Source organism: Gilliamella sp. B3817 (assembly GCF_026536705.1).
Classification (GTDB): Bacteria; Pseudomonadota; Gammaproteobacteria; order Enterobacterales; family Orbaceae; genus Gilliamella; species Gilliamella apicola_I.
The window spans coordinates 272,741-287,136 of the sequence record NZ_JAFNNV010000003.1 but is presented as its reverse complement, the minus strand read 5'-3'; the positions used below and the strand labels follow the sequence as shown (position 1 = coordinate 287,136).

Here is a 14,396-nt window from a genome sequence, read left to right as displayed (position 1 = left end):
AATTTTTTGAGTCCGTAGACTTTATTCTTTCGTCTCGCAAGTGCCCACACAGATTGTCTGTTTCTTCTTTTTAAAGAGCTGACAGTATTTTTTGCTTTCGCTTTTACTGTCTCAAGGGCTGCGTATACTACGCTACACCTTTTTATTCGTCAAGATCTTTTTTCAAAATTTTTGATCCTGCTCACTAACCTCTTGTTCCGCCTGCTTTCGCTGACGCCGTGTCAGTGGATGCGCATTATAGAGCCTTAAAAAAATCATGCAAGCAATTATTTCAAATTTTTGTGCGTTTGTTTCATATTTATTCAAAGCTATTTACGATAAATTTTTGACATAAAACAAACCAAACTGATAAGGTCTTGCAAAAACAATTTGCTAGATAATTATCATTACATTTCTATTCATTCACCTTACCATAGCAACAATAATTACTTTACTTAATCCTTCTTGTTAAAAAAACTGTTGTGGCAATCATTTTTATTTTTTTATACCCATAATTTTTGTATGCAAGCTTAATTAAAGTTAACGTTAGCGAATACTACCTATGACATAAACTGATTTATCTTTTAATATAAATTTTATTATACAAGCAACTAGCACACTGAACGCCAATGTGAATATTAATAAACAAACTGCAACAATTGCAGCTAATTCACCATTTTCTGTTTTAAGAATACTGCCCAGTTGTGAAACTTGAATTAATTTTAAAAGCTCAATAATGATTATTTGATGAATAAAATAAATTGGAAAACTTATATTAGCCATAAATGAGAAAAATTTATAAACCATCCCGTCATTCGTTTTGTGATTCAATCTATCTAAAAAATAGAGTGCTAACATAAAAAGGATAATTTTTTGCAACGTATCAAGCCAAAGTTTTTCGACTCCAAGATTATCAACATAACGCCCAACAAAAGTGACAAAAAAGCACAACCCTAAAAAAGCCATAATCAGATATAAGTTATTTTTAATTGCTTTGATGATTGTTTCATAATGTTGTCTAGTCATCATTCCGATTAAATAGACAGGACCATAATGTAATAAATTTAGTAAGGGTTTGGTAAAGTCAGGTTTTGTGAACATAACAACCCAAAACATACATATCAGACCGGCAACAATCAAATTCTTTTGTGATAACTTATAAAACAGAGGCGCCATGATATAAATAATGATAATCATTGGGATGAACCAGAGCGGTAATAACTGCGAACCGGTTAGCATCATGATAGAAATCTGACTCATAACACTCGTTTGCGTAACAGAAAAAAACGGCAATTGTGATAATTGTTGATAATGAAAAAAAAGAAAACAAAATATAGATACAGAGATATAAGGACAGACAACCGTTTTAAATTTGGATAAATAATATGTTTTTGTATTATATTTGTAAGTTAAATGTTGAAACAGAAATCCTGCAATTAACACAAAAAAAGTTGTGAAATTAAAGGCAAATAAATTTAAAAACGAGTAAAGATAACTATTTTCAATTAAGGTTTTATTATTGATAAATACACCTAAGCAATGACTGAAGACAATCATCATAATTGCAACGCCACGTAATACGTGGATGGAGTGAATTTTTTGAGCTTTTACAGTTGTCATTTTTAATAGTAATGATAGAAAATATATAATTCTCTATACTGTATCATATAATTAAACGACAATAATAAGTATTTATAAAAACGAAGATAAACAGTTATCAAAGAAATGTTAGATTGTATTAATGTTCTCTATTTAATTTCTTTGCAGCAAACGAACAGATAGGAATGATTTCTCGATGTTCTTCAGTTAATTTTTTGACAGTAAGATCGAGTAATTTATCAGCCAAACCATGACCACGATAACTTGAATCCACAAAAGTGTGATTAATTGTCGCTTTGTCTTGACCAATACGAGAAAATGTCATTTCTGCTATTTCTTTATCATTATCAAGAATATAAAATCTTTCTGGGTCTTCTTTATAGATAAGTGACATACGCTTCTCCTTACATTCGGGATAATAAGTATAGAGTGTAAAATTATTTGTTTATGATGTTACCAACTTATTTATATTAAGGAATTTTATTTAGATTTTGCAGTTATTCTTTTCGGAGTTAACGACCTCTTCGTTAACATGATTTTTATCGATTATTTATGGATAATATTAACTTTGTTGAATTTATATTGAAATTTTTTAAATCATATAAATTTAAAAAGTAGAACGGTATTAACTTGATCCATTAACACATCATTTTATATTTCATAGGTGAACTTTTGATATAAACGTAATATTCCCATTATATTCAATTATTCACCTTCATTTGATTTACCATTTGTTGATATTTTTAAAGATTACTGTACATTCTAAAATAGACGTTTAGCAACATTATATAATTCCATATCAAACGGACGTTTCATTGTATTAATTGCTTCTATGATGTCGTGATGAACTAGTTTACCATTTTGTACACCTACACAGCGTCCAGCATGACCTTGTAGCAACAACTCGACAGCGAAAGCCCCCATACGAGAACCTAAAATACGATCGTAAGGAACCGGTGAACCACCTCGTTGAACATGACCAAGCACAGTAGCTCGAGTTTCATGATGTACAGCAGCTTCAATATCAGCTGCAAGCTGATTAACATCACACATATGCTCAGTAACAGTTACAATAGCATGTTTTTTACCCTTAGCAAAACCGAGTTTAATTTCTTCAATTAAGTCTTCTTTAGTATAAGAAACTTCAGGGATAATCATGAATTCACAACCGCCAGCCACAGCTGCATTTAACGTTAAATCACCACAATCACGTCCCATAATCTCAATCACTGAAATACGATGATGAGAAGAACAAGTATCACGCAATCTATCGATAGCTTCGACGGCGGTGCTAAGTGCAGTAAAATAGCCAATTGTATAATCCGTGCCACGAATGTCATTATCAATTGTGCCGGGTAAACCAATACAAGGGAATCCTTCTTCAGTTAATCGCATTGCTCCCATATAAGAACCGTCACCGCCAATGACTACTAATGCATCGATTTGGTGTTTTTGGAGATTCGCTATTGCTTTTTTTCTCACCTCTTTATCTTTAAATTCAGGAAATCTCGCTGAACCTAAAAATGTACCACCTCGTGTAATAATATCTGACACACTAGCACGATCTAATTGAGTAATTCGATCTTCACAAAGCCCTAAATAACCATCATGAATACCAAAAACATCCAATCCTTCCGTTAATGCCGTTCTAACCACACCACGAATCGCAGCATTCATCCCTGGTGCATCACCACCACTGGTTAAGATACCAATTTTTTTTATCATACAACATAACTCCAAATAATAATTAACTTTTAACTATTATAGAGTTTTAACAGATATCTAACAATAGAATATAAAAGCTATTTTTGGTTATAATTTATCACTCATTTTTTCAGCAGGAACAACCGATATAGGATCTTGATGAATAATGACTGTGGCAGGCGCAAATTCATTAGCAAGATGTTTTTCAACCGCATCGGTTATGGCATGCGCTTTTACTAATGGCATGTTATCATCAAGTTCAATGTGTAATTGAATAAATTTTACAGGCCCAGCTTGTCTGGTTTTTAAATCATGAAAACCATGTACTTGTGGAAATGATGCCACAATTTCTGCTATTTTTTGGTTGTCACTATCAGGCAATGCGCGATCAAGCAGATCTTGAATAGCGTTGTAGGCAATATGGTAAGCATTATAGCAAATGAATAAAGCGATAAAAAAAGCAAATACAGCATCTGCATAAGTAATGCCATACCAACTTAAACAGAGTGCGATTACTACTGCGACATTCATAAACATATCCGAAGAGTAATGTAGCATGTCTGCTTTCACTGCTTTGCTTTGCGTAGTTTTTATCACATATCGTTGATATAACACTAAGAAACAAGTAATGACTGTCGAAATGACAGACACGATGATACCAAATAATGGAACCTCAAGTGCTGTAGGATGAACAATTGATTTAATGCTGGAAAGAAGCAAAATTGTCGCTGATCCAATAATAAACGTACTCTGTGCTAAAGCAGCAAGTGATTCTGCTTTACCATGACCAAAAGTATGATCATCATCAGCAGGTTTTAGTGCATATCTCACAAGAAAGAAATTTAGACCGGATGCGATTAAATCTATACTTGAATCAAGCAGTGAAGCAAATAAACTAATTGACCCCGTGAACCAACAAGTAATTAATTTGATAGTAATTAAGAAAATAGAAATTAAGACGGCACTTAATGTCGCTTTTTTAACTAATTTTTCATACAAATGTGAATTTGACATTTGATACCTATTTATTGATAGGATTCAATTCCTGATGGTAGTACTAACTGTTCAGCAACTTCAGCCGCTTTATTTTTACCTAATAAAGCATCAATAATTTTTAAAGCAAAATCAATTGAAGTCGCAGGACCTTGGCTAGTAATGATTTTATATTGTTCGTCAAAGTATACTCTTTCGGCTTTCCAATGTTTAAATGCATCTTTAGTTGTTGGATAACCGGTCATAAAAGCATGAGGGAATAAATGATGATATTGTAAAACCATTGCAGGTGATGCACAAATGGCCGCAACAATATTACCTGATTGATGTGTTTGTTTTAATTTTTCGATTAACTCAGGACAATCACGAAAATTTTCCGCACCTTTTAAACCACCCGGTAAGATAACCACATCAAAATCAGTGTGTTTAATTTCGGAAAATACTTTTTGTGCAAGGATAGTTACCCCACGAGAACACGCAACTTCACGTGAATGAGAAATACTTGCAGTGATAACTTTTATACCTGCACGGGTCAATAAGTCAATAGTGGTAACGGCCTCAGTTTCTTCACAACCTTCAGATAAGAATACTAATGCTTGTTTAGTCATTATTGTTCTCCTTTTAACATATCAACCGTTATCACAAAGACTTGATAGGATTAATTTACTTTAATCCTTTCAATTTTAGCGCCTAATTTTCTCAATTTATCTTCTATATTATCATAACCACGGTCGATATGGTAAATACGATCAACAATAGTTGAACCTTCAGCGATACAGCCCGCAAGAACTAAACTTGCTGAAGCGCGTAAATCAGTTGCCATGACTTGCGTTCCACTTAGTTTTTCAACACCGTGCGTAATTAATGTATTACCTTCAATTTCAGCTCTGGCACCCATACGCACAAGCTCAGGTACATGCATAAATCGATTTTCGAAAATCGTTTCTTTAATAATTCCCGTTCCTTGTGCAACCATATTTAATAGAGAAAATTGAGCTTGCATATCTGTTGGAAAGCCAGGATGTGGTGCGGTATGTATATTGACCGCCTTAGCACGTTTACCTTCCATATCCAAACATATCCAATCTTTGCCGGTTTCAATTTTTGCACCAGCTTCTTTCAACTTAGCAATGACGGCATCAAGTAGCGTTGGATCGGTTTTACGACATGTAATTTTACCTTTGGATATTGCCGCTGCAACAAGGAAAGTACCAGTTTCAATTCGGTCTGAAACAATCTCGTGTACGCCACCGCCTAAACGCTCAACACCTTCAATCTCGATACGAACAGTTCCTGCACCCGTAATTTTTGCCCCTAACATATTTAAAAATTTGGCTGTATCAACTATTTCTGGTTCACAAGCTGCATTTTCAATAATCGTTTTACCCTCTGCTAAGGTGGCAGCAGACATAATAGTGACGGTAGCGCCAACACTTACTTTATCCATTACAATATGAGCACCTTTTAATCGTCCTTCAACCGAAGCCTTAACGTAGCCCTCATCTAAGGTAATTGTTGCGCCTAATTGTTGTAGGCCAGTGATATGTAAATCAACAGGTCTGGCGCCAATAGCACAACCACCCGGTAACGAAACTTGCCCTTGTCCAAAGCGCGCAACCAACGGCCCTAAAGCCCAAATTGATGCACGCATTGTTTTAACAAGTTCATAAGGAGCACAATAGTTATCGAGATGACGCGCATCAAGATGAATCGAACCATTACGTTGACATTTGACACCTAACTGACTTAATAATTCTAAAGTCGTATCAATATCTTTCAATTTAGGCACATTTTGAAGTTCAACTGGTTTTTCAGCTAAAATCGCTGCAAATAAAATTGGAAGCGCTGCATTTTTAGCGCCAGAAATAACGACTTCGCCATTAAGTGAGGTTGGACCTGTAACGTGAAACTTTTCCATTGTTAACTCTTATGTTTGATAAATTGGCAAATATTATAAAAGTTATTTGCTAATAGATAAATGAATTTTATAAGATATCCAAAAAAACCAACCTTATCATTATTTTCAAAAGGGATTTGTTAAAAACTTTCCCATATTGTTTATGAATTGATAAAATCCCTGCTAAACAATGATTGACTCAAATAAACAAGCACCTTATAGTTAAGTACTGTTATTTAGAGTAATCACCATTAAATTTGTCATGTTTAGCGTGATATTATTACTTAACAAAAAACAATTTTATTTAAGAGAAAACACATGTTTGATTCACTCGCAAAAGCTGGTAAGTACCTTGGACAAGCCGCTAAGTTAATGGTTGGTATTCCCGATTATGATACTTATGTTCAACATATGAAGTTGACCCATCCAGAACAAACGCCAATGACTTATGAAGAGTTTTTTAAAGAACGCCAAGAAGCACGTTATTCAGGCAAAGGTGGGTTTAAATGTTGTTAACAATTAAGAATATGTCATGACTGAGCAAATTAATTCTTCTTTACTTCCTGTCACGATATTAACAGGTTTTCTTGGTGCAGGAAAAACAACACTAATTAATTATTTATTAGAAAATAACCGCAACGAAAAAACAATTATTATCGAAAATGAATACGGGCCGGTAAATATTGACAGTAATTTGCTTAATGTCAGCACGGATATTCAAATTGTCGAAATTACTAATGGTTGTATTTGTTGTACCATTCAAGGCGAACTAACTGAGGCACTACATCAACTGCACGCTAAACGCATCGCAGGTGAATTACAGTTCGATCGTCTTATTATTGAAACGACAGGCCTTGCTGATCCTGCGCCAATCATACAAACATTTTTTATTGATGAATTGATTCGGGAAACGATTCAATTAGATGCAATAGTCACTTTAGTCGATGCTAAACACATACTAACACATCTTGATGATCATCGAGTCGCCCTTTCACAGATCGGTTTTGCAGATCGCATTATTTTAACAAAAACAGATTGTGTTGATGAAGAACAAAAAAATCACGTTATAAACCGACTTCACCATATTAATCATAAGGCAATGATAATTGAAGCGGTTAATGGTCAACTTCCAAAATCCGCATGGCTAGATATTCACGCATTCGATTTGAGTGATGAACTCACCATTAATCGAGGCTTGTTTGTCATTGACACAAGCCCAAAACACCAATCAGGCTTTAAACTCATTCCGTTAAAAAAATCTCATTCACTTAAAAATGATGAAATCTGTTCCTATCTTTTCGAAGCAAAACAACTTAATTTAAAAAAGATAGGTTCATTTATGGAACAACTTGTTGAGCAATATGGTAATGACATGTTGCGTTATAAAGGTGTACTGGCTATCAAAGGGAATGCTCAACGTTTAATAGTGCAAGGCGTTCATAAAGTAGTCGGATTTGATTATGGTTCGCCTTGGCAAAATGAACAAGAGAAAGAGTCGAAGTTAATCGTTATCAGTCGCCCCTTACCTTTTGACGAGTTGAATCAGGCATTTTTAAAAACCATGGAAATATAATCGTTAACTTGCATTCAATAGGTTATTACATCAATTTATTCCGTTATTAAAAAATTATCTGGTTTTCACTCTTCTTTATTGCCATTTAATGGCGGTTAAATTTTATTGACTTTTATATAATAAAAATCCATTTTTTCAATTAATCGGGGACTTTTTTAATTTATTTGTTCCCTCTAATCAAAGCAAAAAAATATAACTTGCTTTCAACATAAATTTTTAGATTAGCTGAACTGAACTAGCTTTTTTACAAAAAGGTCTATTTACCGATCATTTGAAGACAAATCATATATCCTAAACAGCATACATAATGGTAATATTAAATCCAAATATGATAACATAGACCCAATTTATTATTTATAGGATAACTGACTTAATAGTATGGATTATGATATCGCAATTGTCGGTCTTGGACCTGCAGGCAGTACCTTAGCACGTTTACTTAGCCCATCATTTAAAATTATTGCATTTGATAAAAAACATCAATCCGGTAATGCAGGTTTTCATAAACCTTGTGGTGGATTACTAGCAAATGATGCACAAAAATCATTTATTCGGCAAAAACTGAATTTGCCTACTGATATTTTGTCTGATCCGCAAATTTTCAGCGTAAAAACTTATGATCTACAGACTAATCTTATTCGTAATTATCAACGTACTTATGTTAGTTTCGATCGGCATAAATTCGATTTATGGTTGAAATCACTGATTCCACCCTCTGTTGAAGTGCATCACAATGCATTATGTAAAGAAGTAATGCGTATTATAGAAGGTTATCAAATTACTTATCTTGATGAAAATAACATAGAGCATAAAATCACAACTCGTTATGTTGTTGGCGCAGATGGCGCAAATTCACTAGTCAGACGAATGCGCTATCCTTCCCATTCAATAAGACAGTATGTTGCTATACAACAATGGTTTGCAGAAAAGCATCCCCATCCTTTTTATTCTTGTATTTTTGATAATCAATCAACCAATTGTTATGCTTGGAGCATTTCAAAAGACGGGTCATTTATTTTTGGTGGCGCATTTCCTAAAAAAACAGCCAATCAACATTTTGAAAATCTGAAAAAAAAATTAACTCAGCAAGGATTTATTTTCGGAGAACCTCATAAGACAGAAAAATGCTTAGTGATTTATCCAAACCGCTTTCGTGATTTTTATACAGGAAACGAGAACATTTTTTTAATCGGTGAAGCAGCAGGATTTATTAGTGCCAGTTCTTTAGAGGGCATTAGTTATGCGCTTGATAGCGCCGAGATTTTAAGTAAGATCTTAAATAGCACTGATCCCGATCCAAATAAACGATATTATTTTAAAACTTTGCCGTTACGATTAAAGCTATACAGTAAAATAGTCAAAGCCAAAATATTAACTACCCCTTTTTGGCGTAAATTAATCATGAAAAGTAAAATTCAGCATATAAATATGGAATAAATTATATTAGACTGCATACTGTTAATTAAATAATAAATTAGTTTAATCATATCGATGAAATAAATTAGGAAATAATTATTATGTTTGACGTAAACGATTTAATTCGTTTTAATCACGAATGGTCAGAAAAGATTGAGCAGGAAGACCCTGAATTTTTTAAACAACTTGCAGTTAAACAAAACCCTAAATTTTTATGGATCGGCTGTTCGGATAGCCGTGTTCCAGCAGAAAAACTGATCAAACTCAAACCAGGAGAGATGTTTGTCCATAGAAATGTCGGTAATCAAGTAATTCACACAGATCTTAACTGTTTATCGGTCGTGCAATATGCTGTTGATGTGCTAAAAATTGAAGATATTATCGTTTGTGGTCATTTAGACTGTGGGGGCATTCGAGCTGCAGTCGAAAATCCAGATCTCGGTTTAATCAATAATTGGTTGTTACATATTCGTGACCTATGGTTTCGAAATAGTTCACTACTTGGTAAATTTGCGCCAGAACTTCGCATGGATATATTATGCGAATTAAATGTTATTGAACAGGTTTATAATTTAGGTCATTCAACCATTATTCAGTCAGCATGGCAACGCGGTCAAAAAGTCAATTTGCATGGTTGGGTGTATGGCATTGATAATGGTAAGATTACCGATTTGCATATTACTTCATCAAGTAGCGAAAATCTTGAAATTAATTATCGGGAAGCGATTTCTTATCTTTTAAATTTACACAAAGATCAATAATTATTGGCTAAAATTTATTTGAAGCGGTAGATAATTTGATTACTGCTTCCTCGCCATAATAACTTTGGATCGGCTTGTTCTTGAACAAATTTGCCATCAATTAAGACATCAATATACGGGATAACAGCCTGTTGTTCGGGTGTTAACTCATCAAGTTTATAGCCTGTCCAAAGCCAAATATCTTTGTTATCACATTCTGTTTTTACACGTTTGACCAATTTTAAAATTGTTGGCACATTTTGAGGATGCAAAGGATCACCGCCAGAAAGCGATAATCCTTGACGTTTTATTTCTGTATCTTGTAAATCTTTGATGATTTGATCTTCTATTGACTGTGTAAATGGTAAACCCGAATCTAATGACCATGTACTTTTATTGTAGCAGCCACGACATTGATGAACGCAGCCAGCAACAAAAAGCGTACATCGAGTACCTTCACCATTTACAACATCAACAGGATAGTAACGATGATAGTTCATAAATAGGTAATAATTTTTTAACCAATTTGCCCATTATCCAAATGTTTAACACGACGTTTAACTTCTTCTTGTTTACCTGCATTAAATGGACGTGCATCGGGACTACCTAAATACCCACAAACACGACGAGTTACTGAGACTTTAGCCGAATCATGATTACCACAACTTGGGCAAACAAACCCTTTGCTGGTACATGAAAATTCACCGGTATAACCACATTCATAGCATTCATCAATTGGCGTATTAGTACCATAGTAAGGTACTCGAGAATAGCTATAATCCCAAACATCTTCTAACGCTTTAACATTGTTAATCATATTTGGATATTCACCGTAACAGATAAACCCACCATTTGCCACCGCAGGATATGCTTTTTCAAACTCAATTTTTTCGTACGGATTGACCTTTTTCTCAACGTCTAAATGGAAACTATTGGTATAGTAACCTTTATCTGTCACTCCTGGTATAACACCAAATTCAGCTGTATCAAGACGGCAAAAACGGTCACATAAGTTTTCACTTGGTGTACTGTACAAACTAAATCCGTAACCGGTTTCCTCTTTCCATTGCTCAACCGCTTTACGTAAATGTTCAACAATAGCTACACCTTTTTCTCGTAAAATTTCGCTATCAAAAGGATGTGTTTGATTGCCATATAACGCATTTAAAGTTTCATGAAGTCCAATATAACCAAGCGAAATTGAAGCTCGACCATTTTTGAAAATTTCAGATACACTATCGTCTTCTTTTAGCCTTACGCCACATGCCCCTTCCATATATAAAATTGGCGCAACACGTGCTTTAACACCATCCAGACGGGCAATACGTGTCATCAGTGCTTTTTTACAAAGCGTTAAACGTTTATCTAAAAGTTCCCAAAAGCTTGCTTCATTACCTTTTGCTTCAATGGCAATACGTGGCAAGTTTAAACTAATCACACCTAAATTATTACGACCGTCATGAAGTTGTTCACCGTCTTCTTCATAAACACCTAAGAAGCTTCGACATCCCATAGGTGTTTTGAATGAACCAGTCACTTCAACAACTTTATCGTAGTTTAAAATATCAGGGTACATGCGTTTACTTGCACACTCTAATGCAAGTTGTTTAATATCGTAATTTTTGTCATCAGGTTGACGATTAATACCATCTTTAATAGCAAAAACAAGTTTAGGGAAAACTGCGGTTTTGTGATTTTTACCTAAACCTTTAATTCGTACTTTTAAAATGGATTCTTGAATTAAACGTGATTCCCAACTGGTACCTAAACCAAAGCCAAACGTTACAAAAGGGGTTTGACCATTAGCGGTGTGTAAGGTGTTGACTTCATATTCAAGCGATTGAAACGCATCATAACACTCTTTTTGTGTTCGACTTTCTGCATAAGCTTCAGGATTAGGAATATGCCATTCTTCAGCAATCTGTTTATGTTTTTGATAACTGATGGTTACAAATTTCGCTAATATTTCATCAATGCGATTGATTGTTGTTCCACCATAGATATGACTTGCAACTTGAGCAATTATTTGTGCGGTGACCGCAGTGGCAGTTGCAATAGATTTTGGTGGTTCAATTTCAGCGTTTCCCATTTTAAAACCATTGGTTAACATTCCATCTAAATCAATTAACATGCAGTTAAACATTGGAAAGAAAGGCGCATAATCTAAATCATGATAATGGATTTCACCAATATCATGAGCACGAGAAACATCTTTTGGTAACAAATACTGTTTGGCATAATGCTTTGCCACAATGCCTGCCAGTAAATCACGCTGAGTTGGAATCACTTTACTATCTTTATTGGCATTTTCGTTCAAAATAGCCACATTACTTTGTTCTATTAGCCCACGAATATCTTGATTTAAACGACTACGTTCTTCCCGAGCACGATCACGGTCGTGACGATATTCGATATAAGTTCTCGCTAATTTTTTATAAGGGCCTGACATTAATTGATTTTCAACAGCATTTTGAATTTCGTTGATATCAACGCTTTCGCGTTCGCTCATCTGGTTGGTCACCATACGAGCAACGTCAGCACAATAATCCGGGTCATTAACATTCGCTGCAACCGCAGCTTTAACTATAGCATCTTTAATTCGAGTCTCATTGAATGCAGTTTGACAACCATCGCGTTTGATAACTACAGGCATATATACTCCTCAATATTCATTAATAATTAGCGCTGGGGCAAGGTTTAGTTCACATATTAATATTCATTGTAATTATTAAGAATTATTCGTTTCTCGTAAGAATATTAAGTGTTTTTTGAGATAGACAGAGATTTTCACATAGCTTAAATAATACTATATATAGTAGATATATTGAGATTATACACCATATATTGTGTTTTTCTAGATAATTTACTAAATTAAATTACTTGACACGCTTCAAGCCAAGTACGACAAGTCTTTTGATATGTAAAGCCTAAAGATAAGAAAGGTTGTTTTGCAAAGAAATTTCAAGCGCAAAGAAAAAGTGCAAGACTCACTTGCACTTTATTTTGTCAAACAGGAGTGATTTTTTATATTTTATGACTCATTATTCAACCAATCAGTGTGGAAAACACCTTCTTTGTCGATACGTTTATAAGTATGAGCACCAAAATAATCTCGTTGTGCTTGAATTAGATTAGCTGGTAATACTGCTGAACGATAGCTATCATAATATGCTATAGCGGCAGATAATGTCGGCACAGCAATCCCTTGTTGTACAGCTAAAGACACAACATCACGCAGTGATTGTTGATAAGCTTCAACGGTTTGCGTAAAGTATGGAGCGAGTAATAAATTATCAATCTCGTTATTCGCCGCATAGGCATCAGTGATTTTTTGTAAGAACTGAGCACGAATAATACAACCTGCTCTAAAGATTTTCGCAATTTCACCATAATTCAAGTTCCATTGATATTGATGAGAAGCGGCTTTTAATTGAGCGAAACCTTGAGCATAAGAGATAATTTTACCCATATAAAGTGCTTTACGGATTTTTTCAATTAACGCTTGTTTATCTCCCGAATAAGCAACCTGCTTCGGTCCGCTTAAAACTTTAGATGCCACAACACGTTGCTCTTTAATTGCTGAAAGGTAGCGTGCAAATACTGACTCAGTAATTAATGATAAGGGTTCACCTAAATCTAAAGCACTTTGACTAGTCCATTTACCCGTTCCTTTATTACCCGCTGCATCAAGAATCACATCCACTAAATAATTACCGTCTTTATCTTTATGTTTAAAGATATCAGCCGTAATTTCGATGAGATAACTATCTAATTCACCTTTGTTCCATTCAGTAAAAACTTGAGCAAGCTCATCATTATTTAAACCTACTGCGTGTTTTAATAAAGAATAACTTTCAGCAATTAATTGCATGTCGCCATATTCAATACCGTTATGAGCCATTTTGACGTAATGACCTGCCCCATCTGGTCCGATATAGGTGACACAAGGCTCGCCATTTACTTTAGCGGCAATTTTTTCCAAGATTGGGGCAACTAATTCGTATGCTTCTTTTTGACCGCCTGGCATAATCGAAGGGCCTTTTAGTGCACCTTCTTCACCACCAGAAACACCAGCACCAATAAAGTTAAATCCTTCTTCAGAGAGTGTTTTATTACGGCGAATCGTATCTTCAAAATAAGCATTACCACCATCAATGATTATATCGCCTTTATCGAGTAAAGGACGTAACTCATCAATCACCGCATCAGTTCCTTTACCAGCTTGAACCATAATTAATATACGACGTGGTTTTTCCAAAGAATTAACAAAATCTTCAATCGTAAAGTAAGGAACCAATTGTTTATCGGAATGCTCTGCGACAACTTGCTCTGTTTTATCTTTAGAACGGTTGTAAATAGCAACAGAAAACCCACGACTTTCAATATTGAGCGCAAGGTTACGCCCCATGACCGCCATTCCAATAACACCGATTTGTTGTTTAGACATGATTTGGCTCCTTTATTTAATCTTATATAACCTTTCTAATAAGGTTTT

Annotated in this window: 12 protein-coding genes and 1 pseudogene; 4 read left to right on the top strand and 9 right to left on the bottom strand. The window is 34.6% G+C overall.

Annotated features, from left to right (window positions below; all coding sequences use genetic code 11):
• Positions 1-525: 525 nt before the first annotated feature.
• From J3U36_RS06290 to murA, 6 genes and pseudogenes are all read right to left on the bottom strand, one after another.
• Positions 526-1,599 (bottom strand): acyltransferase family protein, encoded by a 1,074-nt coding sequence (locus tag J3U36_RS06290; protein WP_267379854.1) that lies wholly within the window; start codon positions 1,597-1,599, stop codon positions 526-528.
• A gap of 118 nt (positions 1,600-1,717) precedes the next feature.
• Positions 1,718-1,981 (bottom strand): annotated as a pseudogene (locus J3U36_RS06285) (GNAT family N-acetyltransferase); the annotation flags it as partial.
• 359 nt (positions 1,982-2,340) lie between these two features.
• Positions 2,341-3,303: a 6-phosphofructokinase gene (gene pfkA, locus J3U36_RS06280; protein ID WP_220216427.1), complete on the bottom strand. Its 963-nt coding sequence runs from the start codon at positions 3,301-3,303 to the stop codon at positions 2,341-2,343.
• 87 nt (positions 3,304-3,390) lie between these two features.
• Positions 3,391-4,296: a cation diffusion facilitator family transporter gene (locus J3U36_RS06275; RefSeq protein WP_267379850.1), complete on the bottom strand. Its 906-nt coding sequence runs from the start codon at positions 4,294-4,296 to the stop codon at positions 3,391-3,393.
• A gap of 11 nt (positions 4,297-4,307) precedes the next feature.
• A complete protein-coding gene (locus J3U36_RS06270) occupies positions 4,308-4,883 on the bottom strand; it encodes a DJ-1 family glyoxalase III (RefSeq protein ID WP_267379847.1) in 576 nt (191 codons plus the stop codon).
• 50 nt (positions 4,884-4,933) lie between these two features.
• Positions 4,934-6,193, bottom strand: a complete 1,260-nt coding sequence (gene murA / locus J3U36_RS06265; RefSeq protein ID WP_267379844.1) for a UDP-N-acetylglucosamine 1-carboxyvinyltransferase — start codon at positions 6,191-6,193, stop codon at positions 4,934-4,936.
• 297 nt (positions 6,194-6,490) lie between these two features.
• Here murA and J3U36_RS06260 point away from each other — a divergent pair, with 297 nt between their 5' ends.
• The 4 genes from J3U36_RS06260 (at position 6,491) to can (ending at position 9,922) form a co-directional block, all read left to right on the top strand.
• Positions 6,491-6,688, top strand: coding sequence for a YbdD/YjiX family protein (locus J3U36_RS06260; protein ID WP_065558673.1), 198 nt, complete (start codon positions 6,491-6,493; stop codon positions 6,686-6,688).
• 16 nt (positions 6,689-6,704) lie between these two features.
• On the top strand, positions 6,705-7,745 hold the full coding sequence (locus J3U36_RS06255) for a CobW family GTP-binding protein (RefSeq protein ID WP_267379841.1): 1,041 nt from the start codon (positions 6,705-6,707) through the stop codon (positions 7,743-7,745).
• 378 nt (positions 7,746-8,123) lie between these two features.
• The gene (locus J3U36_RS06250; RefSeq protein WP_267379838.1) at positions 8,124-9,182 is read left to right on the top strand and encodes an FAD-binding protein; all 1,059 of its coding nucleotides are present in this window, start codon (positions 8,124-8,126) and stop codon (positions 9,180-9,182) included.
• An 80-nt stretch (positions 9,183-9,262) separates the two neighbouring features.
• Positions 9,263-9,922, top strand: a complete 660-nt coding sequence (gene can / locus J3U36_RS06245) for a carbonate dehydratase (protein WP_065558670.1) — start codon at positions 9,263-9,265, stop codon at positions 9,920-9,922.
• 14 nt (positions 9,923-9,936) lie between these two features.
• On the opposite strand, the gene nrdG is transcribed toward can, so the two are convergent.
• The 3 genes from nrdG to gndA form a co-directional block, all read right to left on the bottom strand.
• Positions 9,937-10,401, bottom strand: coding sequence for an anaerobic ribonucleoside-triphosphate reductase-activating protein (gene nrdG, locus J3U36_RS06240; RefSeq protein WP_267350452.1), 465 nt, complete (start codon positions 10,399-10,401; stop codon positions 9,937-9,939).
• 17 nt (positions 10,402-10,418) lie between these two features.
• Positions 10,419-12,554, bottom strand: coding sequence for an anaerobic ribonucleoside-triphosphate reductase (nrdD, locus tag J3U36_RS06235; RefSeq protein ID WP_267350450.1), 2,136 nt, complete (start codon positions 12,552-12,554; stop codon positions 10,419-10,421).
• 378 nt (positions 12,555-12,932) lie between these two features.
• Positions 12,933-14,348, bottom strand: a complete 1,416-nt coding sequence (gndA, locus tag J3U36_RS06230; protein WP_267379834.1) for an NADP-dependent phosphogluconate dehydrogenase — start codon at positions 14,346-14,348, stop codon at positions 12,933-12,935.
• Positions 14,349-14,396 lie beyond the last annotated feature (48 nt).